This window comes from Stenotrophomonas cyclobalanopsidis, assembly GCF_008710035.1.
GTDB lineage: Bacteria > Pseudomonadota > Gammaproteobacteria > Xanthomonadales > Xanthomonadaceae > Stenotrophomonas > Stenotrophomonas cyclobalanopsidis.
In genome coordinates this window covers 258,063-273,027 of the sequence record NZ_VYKI01000002.1, presented here as the reverse complement: position 1 = coordinate 273,027, position 14,965 = coordinate 258,063, and the positions used below count along the sequence as shown (strand labels likewise).

General features: G+C 66.4%; 12 protein-coding genes. 10 read left to right on the top strand and 2 right to left on the bottom strand.

The window, feature by feature from the left end:
- The first annotated feature begins 76 nt into the window (after window positions 1-76).
- From FJU31_RS03140 to FJU31_RS19390, 8 genes are all read left to right on the top strand, one after another.
- A complete protein-coding gene (locus FJU31_RS03140) occupies window positions 77-679 on the top strand; it encodes a riboflavin synthase (RefSeq protein WP_150453436.1) in 603 nt (200 codons plus the stop codon).
- Window positions 676-1,776 carry a 3,4-dihydroxy-2-butanone-4-phosphate synthase gene (gene ribB / locus FJU31_RS03135; protein WP_108767734.1) on the top strand — a complete coding sequence of 367 codons (1,101 nt, stop codon included), beginning with the start codon at window positions 676-678 and terminating at the stop codon, window positions 1,774-1,776. The genes FJU31_RS03140 and ribB overlap by 4 nt, the downstream gene beginning before the upstream one ends.
- 157 nt (window positions 1,777-1,933) lie before the next feature.
- Complete coding sequence (gene ribH, locus FJU31_RS03130) at window positions 1,934-2,401, top strand: 6,7-dimethyl-8-ribityllumazine synthase (RefSeq protein ID WP_079220615.1); 468 nt, start codon at window positions 1,934-1,936, stop codon at window positions 2,399-2,401.
- Window positions 2,398-2,877, top strand: coding sequence for a transcription antitermination factor NusB (gene nusB / locus FJU31_RS03125; protein WP_116862605.1), 480 nt, complete (start codon window positions 2,398-2,400; stop codon window positions 2,875-2,877). Before ribH ends, nusB begins: the two co-directional genes overlap by 4 nt.
- A gap of 490 nt (window positions 2,878-3,367) precedes the next feature.
- Window positions 3,368-4,330: a thiamine-phosphate kinase gene (gene thiL / locus FJU31_RS03120; protein ID WP_150453435.1), complete on the top strand. Its 963-nt coding sequence runs from the start codon at window positions 3,368-3,370 to the stop codon at window positions 4,328-4,330.
- Between the two features lie 236 nt (window positions 4,331-4,566).
- Window positions 4,567-4,908, top strand: a complete 342-nt coding sequence (locus FJU31_RS03115) for a hypothetical protein (RefSeq protein ID WP_150453434.1) — start codon at window positions 4,567-4,569, stop codon at window positions 4,906-4,908.
- Window positions 4,909-4,910: 2 nt separating this feature from the next.
- Window positions 4,911-5,420 carry a fimbrial protein gene (locus FJU31_RS03110; protein WP_246161194.1) on the top strand — a complete coding sequence of 170 codons (510 nt, stop codon included), beginning with the start codon at window positions 4,911-4,913 and terminating at the stop codon, window positions 5,418-5,420.
- A 79-nt stretch (window positions 5,421-5,499) separates the two neighbouring features.
- Complete coding sequence (locus tag FJU31_RS19390) at window positions 5,500-6,426, top strand: fimbrial protein (protein ID WP_246161198.1); 927 nt, start codon at window positions 5,500-5,502, stop codon at window positions 6,424-6,426.
- 473 nt (window positions 6,427-6,899) lie between these two features.
- On the opposite strand, the gene FJU31_RS03100 is transcribed toward FJU31_RS19390, so the two are convergent.
- Window positions 6,900-7,322, bottom strand: a complete 423-nt coding sequence (locus FJU31_RS03100; RefSeq protein WP_150453433.1) for a hypothetical protein — start codon at window positions 7,320-7,322, stop codon at window positions 6,900-6,902.
- Between the two features lie 778 nt (window positions 7,323-8,100).
- Between FJU31_RS03100 and FJU31_RS03095 the strand changes: the two genes are divergently transcribed.
- Together FJU31_RS03095 and FJU31_RS03090 are read left to right on the top strand one after the other, a co-directional pair.
- The gene (locus FJU31_RS03095) at window positions 8,101-11,340 is read left to right on the top strand and encodes an autotransporter family protein (RefSeq protein ID WP_150453432.1); all 3,240 of its coding nucleotides are present in this window, start codon (window positions 8,101-8,103) and stop codon (window positions 11,338-11,340) included.
- Between the two features lie 317 nt (window positions 11,341-11,657).
- Window positions 11,658-14,096 carry an autotransporter family protein gene (locus tag FJU31_RS03090; RefSeq protein WP_150453431.1) on the top strand — a complete coding sequence of 813 codons (2,439 nt, stop codon included), beginning with the start codon at window positions 11,658-11,660 and terminating at the stop codon, window positions 14,094-14,096.
- Between the two features lie 222 nt (window positions 14,097-14,318).
- On the opposite strand, the gene FJU31_RS03085 is transcribed toward FJU31_RS03090, so the two are convergent.
- Window positions 14,319-14,741, bottom strand: coding sequence for a hypothetical protein (locus FJU31_RS03085; RefSeq protein ID WP_150453430.1), 423 nt, complete (start codon window positions 14,739-14,741; stop codon window positions 14,319-14,321).
- Window positions 14,742-14,965: the final 224 nt, after the last annotated feature.

The window sequence follows — 14,965 nt, the reverse complement described above, 5'->3', positions numbered from 1 at the left end:
CACGGGGCCTTTGCGGCCCTGCGCCCGCCTGTTTGCCTTGCGGCGTTTTTCGCTCACTTTCTGCGGAGAACGTTTCTTGTTTACTGGAATCATCGAAGGCGTCGGCCATCTGGCCACACGCGAAGCCATCGGCGGCGATGTCCGCTTCACCTTCAACGTCGGCAACCTGCCGTTCGACCACGTGCAGATCGGCGAGAGCATCGCCATCAACGGTGTCTGCCTCACCGTCATCGCATTCGACGCCAGCAGCTTCCAGGCCGATGCCTCCACCGAGACCCTCGGCCTGACCACGCTGGGCCAGCTGGCTGAAGGGGCGGTCATCAACCTCGAACGCGCCATGCGCCCGACCGACCGCCTTGGCGGCCACCTGGTCAGCGGCCACGTCGATGGCCTCGGCCAGGTCCTGTCCGTCCACGAAGATGCACGTGCGCAGCGCTGGCGCTTCGCCGCGCCAGCCGCGCTGCGCCGCTACATCGCCAGGAAGGGCTCGATCTGCGTGGACGGCGTCAGCCTCACCGTCAACGAAGTGGACGACGAAGGTTTCGAAGTCGCCCTCATCCCGCACACCGTGGCCAACACCGCCTTCTCCGCCACCGGCGTGGGCAGCGCGGTGAACCTGGAAATCGACCTGGTCGCCCGGTATGTCGAGCGGCTGTTGGGTGAAGGAGCACGCGCATGAATTTCGCCCCGATCCCCGAGATCCTCGAAGACATCCGCCAGGGCCGCATGGTCGTCATCGTCGATGACGAAGACCGCGAGAACGAAGGCGACCTGATCATGGCCGCCGAGCTGGTCAAGCCGTCGGACATCAACTTCATGGTCACCCACGGCCGTGGCCTGGTGTGCCTGCCCCTCACCCGCACCCGCGCCGCCGATCTCGGCCTGGCGCCGATGGTGCAGGCCAATACCGCGCAGTTCCAGACCAATTTCACCGTCAGCATCGAGGCGGCCGAAGGCGTGACCACGGGCATTTCCGCCCATGATCGCGCCCACACCATCCGCACGGCGGTGAAGCCGAACGCCAGGCCGGCCGACCTGCACCAGCCGGGCCACATCTTCCCGCTGATCGCCCAGCCGGGCGGCGTGCTGACCCGCGCCGGCCACACTGAAGCCGGCGTCGACCTGGCCATGCTGGCCGGGCTGGAACCGGCCGGCGTGCTGGTGGAGATCCTCAACCCCGACGGCAGCATGGCGCGCCGCCCGGAGCTGGAAGTGTTCGCCCGCGAGCACGGCCTGAAGATGGGCTCCATCGCCGACCTGATCGCCTACCGCCTGGCCACCGAAAAGACCGTCGAGCGCGTGGACGAGCGCGACATCGACACCGAATTCGGCCCGTTCAAGCTGGTCACCTACCGCGACCGCATCGCCCACGACCTGCATTTCGCACTGGTCCGTGGCACGCCGGCGGCCGACACCCCGACTCTCGTGCGTGTGCAGGTGGAGAACCCGCTGGCCGACCTGCTGCACTGGCGCCGCGATGATTTCGGCGTGGCCGCCACCGATGCCCTGCGCGCGATTGCCGCCGAAGGAGCGGGCGTGATGGTGGTGCTGTCGGCCCCGCGCGACGGCGAGGCCCTGCTGGCCCGCCTGCGCCAGCAGCCGGCGCCGGTGGTGCCGGGCAAGGACAAGGACGTGGGCCAGTGGCGCCGTAATGGTGCCGGCTCGCAGATCCTGTCCGACCTGGGCCTGGGCAAGCTGCGCGTGCTGGGCACCCCCCGCCGCCAGGTGGGCCTGGCCGGCTACGGCCTGGAAGTGGTGGAAACGGTGACCCTGTAATGGTCGCCCGATGGGGTCGAATCCCGCACCGCGGGCTCCGACCCGGGTAGCGCCGGGCCATGCCCGGCGGCCATCCCCCGACCCCCTGGCAGGTGCCGACCGTTGGCCGGCACACCATGCGGTAGAATCACCCCCTTATCGAACCCCCAAGCCGCATATGAGCCACTACGAAGGCGATCTTCGCACCCCCGAGTCGGCGCGCTTTGCCATCCTGGCCAGCCGCTGGAACGCCCGCATCACCGATACCCTGGTTGCTGGCGCCCGCCAGAGCCTGGCCGGCAACGGCATTGCCGAAGCCAACATCGACGTGATCCGGGTGCCGGGTGCCTGGGAACTGCCGCTGGTCGCCGCGCGCCTGGCCGCTGCCCATGAACACGCCGCCATCCTCACCTTGGGCTGCGTCATCCGTGGCGACACCCGCCACTACGAACACGTGGCCGACCGCTGCGCCGAAGGCCTGATGCGCGTGCAGCTTGATTTCGGCGTGCCGGTGCTGAACGGCGTGCTGGCCGTGGAACGCGCCGAGGATGCCGAGGCCCGTGCCGGTGGCAGCCATGGCAACAAGGGTGAAGAAGTCGCAATCGCTGCATTGGAAATGGTCAACCTGCTGGAGCAACTGCCATGAACAAGAACACCCAGGGCAAGCCCTCCGGTAAACCCGTCCGCCGCGATGGCATCGACCCGGTGCTGCGCTCGCGCGCCCGCCGTCGTGCCGTGCAGGCGCTGTACGCCTGGCAGATCTCCGGCGGCAACGCACAGTCGCTGATCGCCCAGTTCGCCCACGAGCAGGCCCGCGAAATCGCCGATCTGGCGTATTTCGAAGCCCTGGTGCATGGCGTGCTGGACAACCGCCGCGACATCGACGAAGCCCTAGGCCCGTACCTGGATCGTGGCATCGAAGAAGTGGACGCCATCGAACGCGCCGTGCTGCGCCTGGCCGGCTACGAGCTGCGCTACCGCCTGGACGTGCCGTACCGCGTGGTCATCAACGAAGCCATCGAATCGGCCAAGCGTTTCGGGTCCGAGCATGGCCACACCTACGTCAACGGCGTGCTGGATCGTGCCGCCGTGGAATGGCGCAAGGTCGAATCGGGTCACTGACCCGATTCTGCTCCTGGTGGGTGCCAACCTTGGTTGGCATGGCTGGGAACCTGCTCTGGACTTCGAACGGCGAGGGAATCTGCCTTGGACGTCGAACGGCGCGGGAACCTGCCTTGGACGTCGAATGGCGCGGGAACCTGCTTTGGACGTCGAACAACGCGGGAACCTGCCTTGGACGTCGAACGGCGCGGGAACCTGCTTTGGACGTCGAACAACGCGGAAACCTGCTTTGGACGTCGAACAACGCGGAAACCTGCTTTGGACGTCGAACAACGCGGAAACCTGCTTTGGTAGAGTCGACTGTTAGTCGACTGCTTTTCGATCAGCAGTCGTGGTGTCGGACGGGAAAGCAGTCGACTAACAGTCGACTCTACCCCGTCGGTTCTGCCCCGTCGGTTCCGTCCCATCGGTTCCATCCCACCGGTTCCATCTCGTCTGCATCATCCGCCCGCGCCCGTCGCCCATTCACGCCAACCCGCCGGAGCGCCCCATGTCCCTGGCCGAATTCGCCCTCATCGACCGCATCCGCGCCCGCACCACCGAGCGCGACGACATCCTGCTGGGCATCGGCGATGACGCGGCGCTGCTGCAGCCGCGTGCCAACGAGCAACTGGTGGTCACCGCCGACACGCTCAACAGCGGCGTGCATTTCCCGGCGGAAACCCGGGCCTACGACATCGGCTGGAAGACCCTGGCGGTCAACCTGTCCGATCTGGCCGCGATGGGCGCACGCCCGGCGTGGTGCACGCTGGCACTCTCGCTGCCGGACACCAGCGAAGACTGGATCGACGCCTTCGCCGAAGGCTTCTTCGCCCTGGCCGACCAGCACGACATCGCGCTGATCGGTGGCGACACCACGCGCGGTCCGCTGTCGCTGACCGTGACTGCGATGGGCCAGGTAGGCCGCGGCCAGGCCCTGCGCCGCGACCGCGCGCAGGTCGGCGACGATGTCTGGGTGAGCGGCACGATCGGTGATGCTGCTGGTGCACTGAAGCTGTGGCAGCAGGGCGCCCTGGACGTGGCCACCGCCACTCTGCTGGGTGACTACGAAACCCTGCGCCTGCGCCTGCTGCGTCCGACTCCGCGCGTCACCCTCGGCCTGCGCCTGCGTGCCTTCGCGCATGCCGCCGTGGATCTGTCCGATGGCCTGGTGGCTGACCTGGGGCACATCGCGGCACGCAGTGGCGTGACCGCGCAGATCGATGCTGACGTGCTGCCGATCTCGCCGGAACTGCGCACCCTGCTGGGCCGCGATGACGCGCGCGACTGCGCGCTGCGCGGTGGGGATGACTACGAACTGTGTTTCACCGCCGCCGCCGACCAGCGCGACGCGCTGCTGTACCTGTCCGAATCACTGGATGTGCCGCTGACCTGCGTCGGCCGCATCACCGAAGGGCAGGGCGTCCAGGTCGATGGTGAGCTGGCCAGCGGTGGCTACCAGCATTTCAGTTGAGGCTGCACGGGTGATGCACGATCGTTGATCGTGCGTCACCCGATCGCGGTGCTCCCACTCCCATCCCCAACGATAGAACCACCCAGCTGGCGGTGACTCCCTTGCTGGCCTCGCCGACAGATCCCCATCCAACTACGGGTTGGCTCACACGGGCGGCGGTAATACGTTGCATCAATTTCTATGGTGCGCTCCATGGCCGTGCTGCAGAATCGCGCCGTTCATCCACGCGGTGTCCCATGCATCACCCTCTCCAGTCCCACCATGCGCTGGCGCTCGCGCTCAGCCCCCACCTACCTGCCAACGCACACCAGGTCATCGCCGACGGCGACGTCCAAACCCGCGCCGCAGCGCGGGCTGAAGAGGGCGGTCCTGCCGGTGCGCTGGGGCAGGGCGGTGTTTTCCAATTGCGGGACGCGCAGCCGCAGGGCGTTCTGCTGGTGGACCCGGATGGGCCACACCGCTGCCGCCTTGCCCACCGCCTGCCCGATGCCCCCGATGCCTGCGGCATCTACTGGAGCGAGGCGGTGAGCCTGCCGCTCTCTCCCGCGTCCGCCTTGTTCCTCTCTCCCAGGAGTTGACCATGTCCCGTTCGTTGATGCGCGCCGCTGCCCTGCTGGGTCTGGCTGGCGTGGCCCCCGCTGCACTGGCCGATACGGCCACCCTCACCATCAGTGGCCGCGTGCTGCCCGGCACCTGCACGCTGGCCGCCCCGGCCATTCCGCTGGACACCATCCGGGTCGACCAGGCCAAGGTGGGCGACAACGCGGTGAAGACCGGTGCGCTCAACTTCACCGGCTGCGTGGGCGTGGCCAGGGCCAAGCTGTCCTTCGATGGGACCGCCGCCTCCGGGGACCCGCAGCGCTGGCAGAACACCGCCACTACCGATCCGGCCACCGGCATCGCGGTGGCGCTGCTGGCCGGTGCCAGCGGAAGCACCTACCTGAAAAAGGGCGACACCGGCATTGTGGTCACGGTGAGCGGTGCCAGCGCCAGTTACCCCTTGCGCGCGGCGTACTACGTGGCCAATGTGGCCACGCTGGTGCCGGGTACCGTGCGTAGCGACATCACCGTGACCGCCGCTTATGAGTAAGCGGCGCTGCCCTGCCGGGGATGACCGTGCCAGCACAGCCACCCGCCGTGGGCGAGGCTGGCTGCTGCTGGTGTTGCTGATGCCTGCGGTGGCCCAGGCCTGCACATCGGTGAGCGGAGCCGACACTTACAGCACCAGCGTTTCCGTGCGGAATGAGGTGGCCCCCAACGTGGTGCTGCGGAGCTGGAGTGCCAACGGTTGGGGCGCCATACGCTACGGGGGCTGCCCGGGCACGCAGAACATCAGCGTGGCTTTCACACCGCAGGCCAACAACCTGACCTATGTGCGCCACGTGAACGTGGATGGCACCAGCTACCCGGCTTACGGCTTTTCCAGCACCTCACCGCTGGTGGTGTTCCGGCATTGGAAAAACAGCGCCGGTGTCGGTGCGCAGATCCACCCGATGAACATGAAGCAGAGCAACGACTTCGTTGTCAGGACGGGCAGTTCCGGGGACCTCTACGCTGCGTTGGAGTTCGCCGTGGTCTCCCGCGGCGGTGCCATGAGCAGCGTGGCGCGCGGCAGCTACAAAGGTGCTACCAGACTGACCGGCTACAGCCGGGTTCCTGCGGGGCAGCATGACATCACCTTCGATATCAATGTGCCCAGTATTGCGTGCACGCTGTCCAACGCCTCGATGTCACTCCCGGATGTGCGCCCCACGGCCCTGCCCACCGCCGGCAGCACCGCCGGCAACAGCACGTTGAACGTGCGCATGAACTGCCCCAGTGCCGGTACAACGGTAAAGCTCACGCTCACCGATGCCAACGGCAACAGCGGTGGCACCGGCCAACTGACGCCCACGCGTGATTCCACGGCGGCGGGCGCACGGGTGCGCCTGTTGCGTGGCACCACCCCCGTGCAGTTCGGCACCCAATGGACCCATGGCGCGTCCAGTGCGGGTGACCAAAGCATTGCATTCACTGCCCAGTACATCCGCACCAGCGGCGCGCTGCAGCCGGGTGTCCTGCGCGGCGAGGCCACATTGACAGCCGATTACCAGTGAGGACTGCATTACCCGCTCCGGCAGGTGCGCTGTGCAACGGGATGGTGCAGTACACAGTGCCCGGCTGCTTTCCGATCCAACACCGACACGCTGCAGACGCCTTGGCCCCGGAATGAAATGCAGCCGGGCAGAGCCCGGCTCTACGGGTGGGACGGTCGCGTGCCCGCGCCCATGCACGGGTGCAGATGGACGCTGCGGTGATCAATGCACGAATTCCGCGCAGCTGGGATTGAGTGACGGCGGGTAATGCGGCTCCACCAGGCGCTCACTGCTCTCCATCCACGGTGACCTCGCTTGACGGACGACCTGCGTCGGCCGCATCACTGAAGGGCAGGGTGTGCAGGTGGATGGCGAGCCCGCCAGTGGCGGTTACCAGCACTTTGCCTGATCAACGGCAGAATTCTTGTCTTCTATAGCGCTGATCCCATGCTCGGCGCTACCGGTTGGCATCCAGCAGCGCAGAGCGGCACCGTCTATGCCGCCTGCACCTGCTCACCGACGTAGGCGGCCAACGCACGGCACGCAAACAGCAGGCCTTCGCGTGCCGCATCGCCTGCCTGCGCGTCTTCATCACCATCCACGCGGGTGCGTTCGATGGCGTGCAGCAGTTCCAGCAGGAAGGTTTGCCCGGCGTTGGCACGGTCGATGCTGGCCAGCGCCATGCGTTGGCCCGGCGTGTGGCCTTTGTCCGGCCACGGCTGGCCATCGGCGGCTTCACCCTGGCGGATGCGCTGCAGGCAGTTCAGTACGGTAATTCCATCGGGTGTGCGCTGCACAGTGTTCGCGGCCTGGGTGGCAGCAAGCGTGCTTTCCAGCGTGCGTGCCAGATCTTCGGGCAGGCGCGTGGCAGCCTCGCCCAGGGTGGCGAACAGGAAGGGATACTTCGATGCGCTCATGGCGGCGTCCTTGTGCGGGGTGCAAAGGGCCACCCCCGCAGAACGCGAGGGTGGCGGACGGTGCGTGGTTCCAATACCGGAGGTAACTCTGCGAAACGCCGGCGGGCACGAGTGCCCCCACGCACCGCCCGCCAAAACTGCGCGGACAGAATGTCTGCCGACGCCGCGCACACGGATGCGCGACGCCGGCAGACAAGCGTAAACAACAGAATTACCTATCGGGATTGGAAGCCCTAGCCACCCGTTGTCGGTGGCGCGTACATGATTGGCATGCAGCGCCCGCGCTGCCAATGAGAAAAGTTGGAAAGTAGAAAAAATACGAAGAGTTGCAGCGCCGCGGGAAAGAGCGTCAATGCGTGCCGATTGCGTCAAACCCTGTAGCGCCGAGCCGATGCTCGGCTGACGATGATGCATCGTGATCTGACCGAAGAGCAGCCGAGCATGGGCTCGGCTCTACAGAGTGCAGCCGGCGCTGCTTTTCGCCAACCAGCAGTAGGTCACCGGCAGCTTACCCATGGCTGGCGGTGACTCTCTTGCTGGCCTCGCCGGCCGAGGGCAGGTGACGCACCCGCTCGGCGTGCGCGGTCCTGCGCCATCGCCGCATGGATGTTTCCGTCACGCTGCATGCCGTGATGTACCTCACTCGTCCTACTAACTGCAGATCCCCGTCCAACTACCGCGTCGGCTCACACGGACGGCGGAACTACGTTGCAACAATTTCCATGGTGCGCCCCATGGCCGTGCCGCAGGATCGGGCGGCTCATCCACGGAGTGTTCCATGCATCACCCTCCCCAGTCCTACCATGCCCTGGCGCTCGCGCTCAGTGCTGCGCTGTTCTCCCTCCCTCCCGCCAACGCACAGCAGGTCATTGCCGACGGCGACGTCCAGACCCCCGCCGCAGGCGACTACCACACCACCGCGCCGGAGAACCCCGGCACCACAGACGGCTATGCCTTCTTTGCCCGCAATGGTGGCAGCATCGTTCCGACTGGCGCGGTCAACCTGCGCACCGAAGGCCAGGGCGCCGCGGCGGCGCGGGCCGAAGGCGTGGGCAGCCGCATTGCACTGGAAAGCAGCAGCATCGTGACCACTGGCCACGCGGCCAGCGGGGTGGCGGCGTTGAGCGGTGCCCACGTTGCACTGGTGGATACGCGCATCGAAACCAACGGCCAGGCCGCGTTTGGCATCGCGGTGGACAACGCAACGTCAGCCATCAACGACAGCACCATCGTTACCCGTGGTGCCCTGGCCCACGGCGTGTCGGTGCGTGGCGGTACGGTGGGTCTGCTGGACAGCGTCATCCGCGTGGAAGGCACCAGTGCCAATGGCATTGATGTGCAGGCGGGCAGTCTGCGGGCCGAGCGCATGCGGATTGAGCAGATGGGGAGCGGTGCTGCGGTATCGGTCGCCAATGCCGGCAGTGATGTCACGTTGCGTTCCGTGCAGATCAATGGCCTGGGGGCTGGTTCCCGTGGCATCACGACGGGGGCGGGCAGCAAGGTCACGCTGGAAGATGTCCATATCGACCTCAGCCATGCGCGCTCCGGTGCGGGGCTGTTGGTGGGCGGGGAAGTCGAATTCCGTGGTGGCCGCATCCATGCCGACGGCGACAGCAGTAGTGTGGTCAGCTTTGCCACAGGCGGTGGCGGCCGCCTGTTGCTGGACGACGTGGACATGCGCGGGAACTGGGGCATCAGCCTGGGTCAGGGCTCGGTGCTGGTCATGCGCAATTCCCATCTGGAAACCGCCTCCACCGGTATCAATCTCAACATGCGCGATGGGGATGCGCAGGTGGACAACTCCACCATAGCTACTGCCAAGGGTTCGGGCATTGAGGTCTGGTTCAACTCCCGGCTGCAGGTGGACGCTTCGCAGATCAGCGCAGGCGGATCCGACAGCTACGGCGTTGCCCTGTTCGGCACCGATGCCCAGGCCACGCTGCGTGGCAGCCGCGTGCACACCCGTGGCGACAACGGGCACGCCCTCTATGCCAATGCGATGGCTGGCCCGGGACCACGCATGGATGTGATCGGGACGGAGGTGCTGACCGAGGGCGCGGGGGCCATGGGGGTGGTTGCCTACCAGGGCGGCAACGTGCGGCTGAAGGACAGCGTGGTGCGCACCACGGGTGACCGAGCGCATGGCCTGTACGCGCACGGTGGCGGTGAGATGGCGCTGCACGATACCCATGTCCGTGCCGAAGGCGAAGGCGCCTGGGCGGCGGTTATCAACGAACGCGGCAGCCTGCAACTGGATGGCGGCTCGCTGGTCAGTGCGCAGCATGGCGGCGTGTGGGTACGCAGCACGCGTGATGCTGGGCTGCGCTTGGGTAATGGTGCCGTGGTGGCCGGTGGTAACGGCACCGGCATCGCGCTGGATGCGGCCGTGGCCGGGCGATTCGACATTGCGCTGGAAGGCGGGGCGGAACTGCATGGCGACATCGTCACCACCCAGGCCGATGAAGATGCCGGGCTGGTGCCGCAGTCGCAGGTGCATCTTGCGCTGTCCAACCGCGCGTTATGGGTCGGGCGCTCTTCACTGCTGCACAGCCTGTCGCTGGAAGGCGGCAGCCAGTGGACGCTGACCGGCGATGCCAGCGTGGGTGCGCTGGAACTGCGCGGCAGCGGGGTGGCATTGTCCGATGGCAGTGGTGGCTTCAACACTCTCACCGTGACCGGCGACCTGCACGCCGACGGGGCGATGTTCCTGTTCAACGCGGCGCTGGGCGATGACCGCTCGCCTGCCGATCACCTGCACGTACTGGGGGATACCCACGGCAACGCGCGCGTGCAGGTCAACAACCTGGGCGGGCGTGGCGCCCCGACGCTGGATGGGATTTCCCTGATCGGCGTGGAGGGGACGTCCAATGCACGCTTTGAACTGGCCGGGCGTGCGGTAGGCGGGCAGTACGAATACTTCCTGCACAAGGGCGGCGTGGCCGGTGGCGAAGGGAACTGGTACCTGCGCTCGCAGTTGCTGCCGCCGGACCCCTGTGACACCGACCCGACGCTGCCGCAGTGTGGCGGTGCGCTTGACCCGCCTGTTGACCCTCCGGTCGATCCCCCGGTGACCCCACCGGTAGACCCGCTTCCCGACCCGGTGCTGCGCCCGGAAGGCGGTGCCTACCTGTCCAACCTGACTGCCGCGCAGAACATGTTCGGCCTGGGCTACCACGACCGCCAGGCGGGCCTGGGGGGAGGCCGCGGCTGGGCGCGCGTGCGGGGTGCACGCAGCGGGTTCGACGCGGTCAGCCGCCAGTTGGACGTGCGTGGCAGCAGCCAGGCGCTGAGCGTGGGGGTGGATGTGATGCAGGTGGCCAATGGCAGCGGGTTCGGCGTGATGCTGTCCAGCGGCAATGCCAGCAGCACGGCGGCCAACACCCTGACCGGCTATTACGCACGCGGCAAAGTGAAGGGCGAAGCGTTGGGGGTGTATGGCACCTGGCGTGCGGCCAACGAAGACCCGTATGCGGGTTTCTACGTGGATGGCTCGGTGCAGCGTGCACGGTTCCGCAACCGCGTGGAAGGCGTGGGCCTGATGCCGGAGCGGTACGACAGCAAGGCGTGGCAAGGTGCGGTTGAAACCGGGTATGCGTTCCGTGTGAGCGGTGCGCCCAACGCTGGCATCCATGTAGAGCCGCAGTTGAAGGTGGGGTACAGTCGCTGGAATGATCTGCGCCACACCGAAGCGAACGGCACGGTGGTGGCCACGCAGCATGCGGATGGGTTGCATGGTCGTGCGGGTGTGCGTTTGTCGGGGGTTACCCGTTGGGGTGATGGCATGGCGCAGGTGCAGCCGTACATCGCCGCGCACTGGCTGCACGCCCGTAACGACAGTCGGGTACGCATGGATGATGACGTGGTGGATGCACGCATTCCGCGCAACCGCGGAGAGTTCAGTGGCGGTGCCTCGGTGACGTTCGGCAACGGCCTGGGTGCGTGGGGCGGATTGTCGTTGCAGCGGGCATCCGGTTACTACCAGACCAGTGCGCAGCTGGGATTGCGTTACGACTGGTAGCGCGGCGTGCGGCGGTAGCGCACGGCCACCGGTCGTGCGCTACCAGGGCACTGCAAGTGGCATCGAGCAGCGACGCTGAACAAATCGCCAAGCCCATGGCGAGGCGGCATCCTCCCAGCCGGAAATTGCAACTAGTTGCATAGGCCGTCAGAGAGTGGATTGCGACACTTCACGTCGTTCCAAGACCCGTTGCAGCATCTCAATGCGCAGACAATCACAGTGTTGTCACGCCATGGCCCCTGAGATGCAGGAAGGAAGCCGAGGTAACGCCTTGCCCCTTCCCAACGGGCATTCCCTTTCCCGCTGAGGACCTGCGCATGAATCGCCGTGCTTTCCCCCTTTTTGACCTGCCTGAGCTGCGCCCCCTGGCCAAGGGCCTGTTGCTGGTCATGGCATCACTTTCTACCCCCGCGCTGATGGCGCGCGACCTGGATGGCCAGAGCGCGGAGGTGGTGGAAGGCGATCCCGAGGAAATGTGGTCCCTGGTCAACGGTTCCCGCCTGACGGTCAACGGCGGCAGGACCCATCAGCTGGAAGCCAGTAGCGGCTCGACGCTGACGTTGAACGGGGCCCAGGTGACGCGGACCGGTAATAGCGGGCAGGCTGCGGTGGAGTTGAGAAAAGGGGCTGTACTTCAGGCCGTCAACACCCGCTTCTCAGGCGGGGGCGTCTCCCTGCGCGGTGACAACGCGGCCGCCTCGATTGTCAACAGTGCCATCTCGATCACTGCAGATGAAATGAATCCGAGAACACTGGCGGTCGGAATTGATGTCACGTACGACGCCGTGGGTGCCAGCATCTATGATGCAACCGTCGTTGTTGATGGTACCTCGATCGTAGTCGAGGATGCGCCCAATGCGAGCAACCCCCTCAACTCCGGGCTGGGAGTGCGCCTGAACTACGGGCAGATGGACATCCTCAACCGATCAACCATCGATGCGGCCAATATAGGCGTTGTGTTGTCATCATTTCAGCCCGTGGGAGACGCCATTCGTCTGGGAATCGACAACTCCCGGGTAGCTTCGCGACGCGGCGCCGCCATTGAGGTCCAGCCGCTGGATGACGACGCGGATTACCGTATCAGCGTCAGCAACGGTGCGCAGCTGATGGGGGGTGATGGCAATCTGCTGCTGGTCCAGGCACGAGATGGTGCCAGCACGGCCCGCACCGATGTCAACTTTGCGGCGGATGATGTCCGGCTGGCGGGCAACATCACCTTCGACCCCACCACGGTCCTAAATGGCCGCCTCGACGTTGTGCTGCGCAACAAGGCCCAGCTCGATGGCCGTTTCTTCGATGTCACCAGTGCCACCATCGGCACCGACGCTACCTGGCTGCTCACCGGCGACAGCAACGTGGGCCGTTTGCAGCTGGATGCCACCGGCGTGGTGGGGCTGGGCAGCGGCACCACGTTCAACACGCTCACCGTGGATGCGTTCGTGGGCAACGGCGGCACGCTGGCGTTCAATACCCAATTGGGCGATGACACCTCGGCGACCGACAAACTGATCATCACCGGCGATGCCAATGGCCAGGCCAACGTGCGCGTGTTCAACGCCGGCGGCGCCGGGGCGCAGACCGACAAAGGCATCGAGCTGATCCGCATCGGCGGGGCATCCAACGCGCAGTTCAACCTGAGCGGCCGTGCCGTGGGTGGGCAGTACGAGTACTTCCTGTTCAAGGATGCCGGCAACGGCGGCTGGTACCTGCGCTCGCAGCTGCCGCCCGCGCCTGATCCCTGCGACACCGACCCCACCTTGCCCGAATGTGGTGGCCCGGTGGACCCGCCAATCGATCCGATCGACCCTATTGATCCCATCGACCCGATCGAGCCGCCACCGCCGGTGCTGCGTCCCGAAGCAGGTGCCTACCTGGCCAACCAGTTCGCACTCAACCAGGTGTTGCGTCACCAGTGGCGTGACCGCCAGGGTGGGAGCACAGCGGCAGATGGCGTGCGTGGCTGGGCGCGGGTGGACGCTGGCAACAGCCGCATGTCTGCAGTGGATGAAGAGCTGGGCATGCGCGTGCAGCGTTCTCGCCTGCAGCTCGGTGCGGATGTGGGGGTGTGGGATGACGGCCGTGGCCGCGTGGGCCTGATGGCCACTGCTGCGCAGTCGCACGCGCAATCGCGTTCGTCGGTGACCGGCTACCGCGCCACCGGCACGCTGGAAGGCGGTGCGGTGGGGGTGTATGGCAACTGGAGCAACGATGCGGCGTATGTGGACGCCAGCGCCCAGCGCGGCCGCTTCCGCAACACCGTACAGGGCGAAGGCCTGGCCCCGGAGCGCTACGATTCGGACCTGTGGCAGTCCTCGCTGGAGGCGGGATACCGCTTCGGCCTCGGCAGGATCGGCAGTACCGCATTGCACCTGCAACCAGAACTGCAGCTGGTGTACACCGATTCGAACACCGGCGTCCACCAGGAAAGCAACGGCACCGTAGTGCGCAGCCTGGGCAACAGCGGATTGTCTGGCCGTCTGGGCCTGCGCCTGCAGGGCGAGGCACGCCCGGCATCCGGGGCGGCAGTGAGCCCCTACCTGGCAGCGAACTGGTACCGAGATGGTGCCAGCGATGGCATTGCCTTCGATGCCGATGTGTTGAAGGCGGGTGCACCGCTCAACCGCTACGAGCTCAGCAGCGGGGTGCGGGTGGATTTCCCGTCCGGCCTGAGTGCCTGGGGTGGATTGGGGGTGATGCGCGGCGACCATGGGTACCGTGAAGCCACGGGAAACCTGGGCATGTCTTACCGCTGGTAATGCTGCGCAGCCATGCGGTAGTGAGGCCGGTCAGACACGACCTCACACAGCAGGGCAGAGCCCCGCTTTACCAGCGGGGCGGCCACATGCCCGCGCGGATGCACGGGTGCAGATGGCTGCCACAAGACCAGTGCACAGGTAGGCCTGAGCTACAGCGGTAGAGCACTTGGGGTCGGGGCCCTTTGCACCGCGAAGGGATCTGACCCTTTTTTGCATTTCTGCTCACGCCGCGTGCAGCTGCAGATCCATGTACTCGGCCAACGCGCGGCAGGCAAACAGAATGCCCTCGCGTGCGCCGTCACCTAGCTTCTCGTCTTCATCGCCATCCACGCACGTGCGTTCGATGGCGTGCAGCAGTTCCAGCAGGAAGGTCTGTCCGGCATTGGCGCGGTCGATGCGGGCCAGCGCCATGCTTTGGCCGGGCGTATGCCCATCGTTCGGCCACGGCTGGCCGTTGGCCGCTTCCACCTGGCGGATGCGCCGCAGGCAGTTCAGCACCGTGACGCTTTCGGGTGTGCGTTCGGGGGCGTTGGCGGCATCGGTGGCGGCCAGCGTGCTTTCCAGCGTGCGTGCCAGGTCGTCGGGCAGGCGCGCGGCCGCGTCGCCCAGGGTGGCGAACAGGAAGGGGTACTTGGAAGAGATCATCTCGGCGTCCTTGTGCATGAGGCGGGACGCCACCCGCGCTTGACAGCGGGGTGGCGGACGGTGCGTGGTTGCAATACCGGGGGTCGGTTAAGAGTTGCCGGCGGGCGCGAGGCCCCCACGCACCGCCCGCCATGGAGCCGCGGACGGATTGCCCGCCGACGCCGCGCACAGGGGGTGCACGACGCCGGCAGACAAGCGTAAACAACAAACCAACCCACGGGATT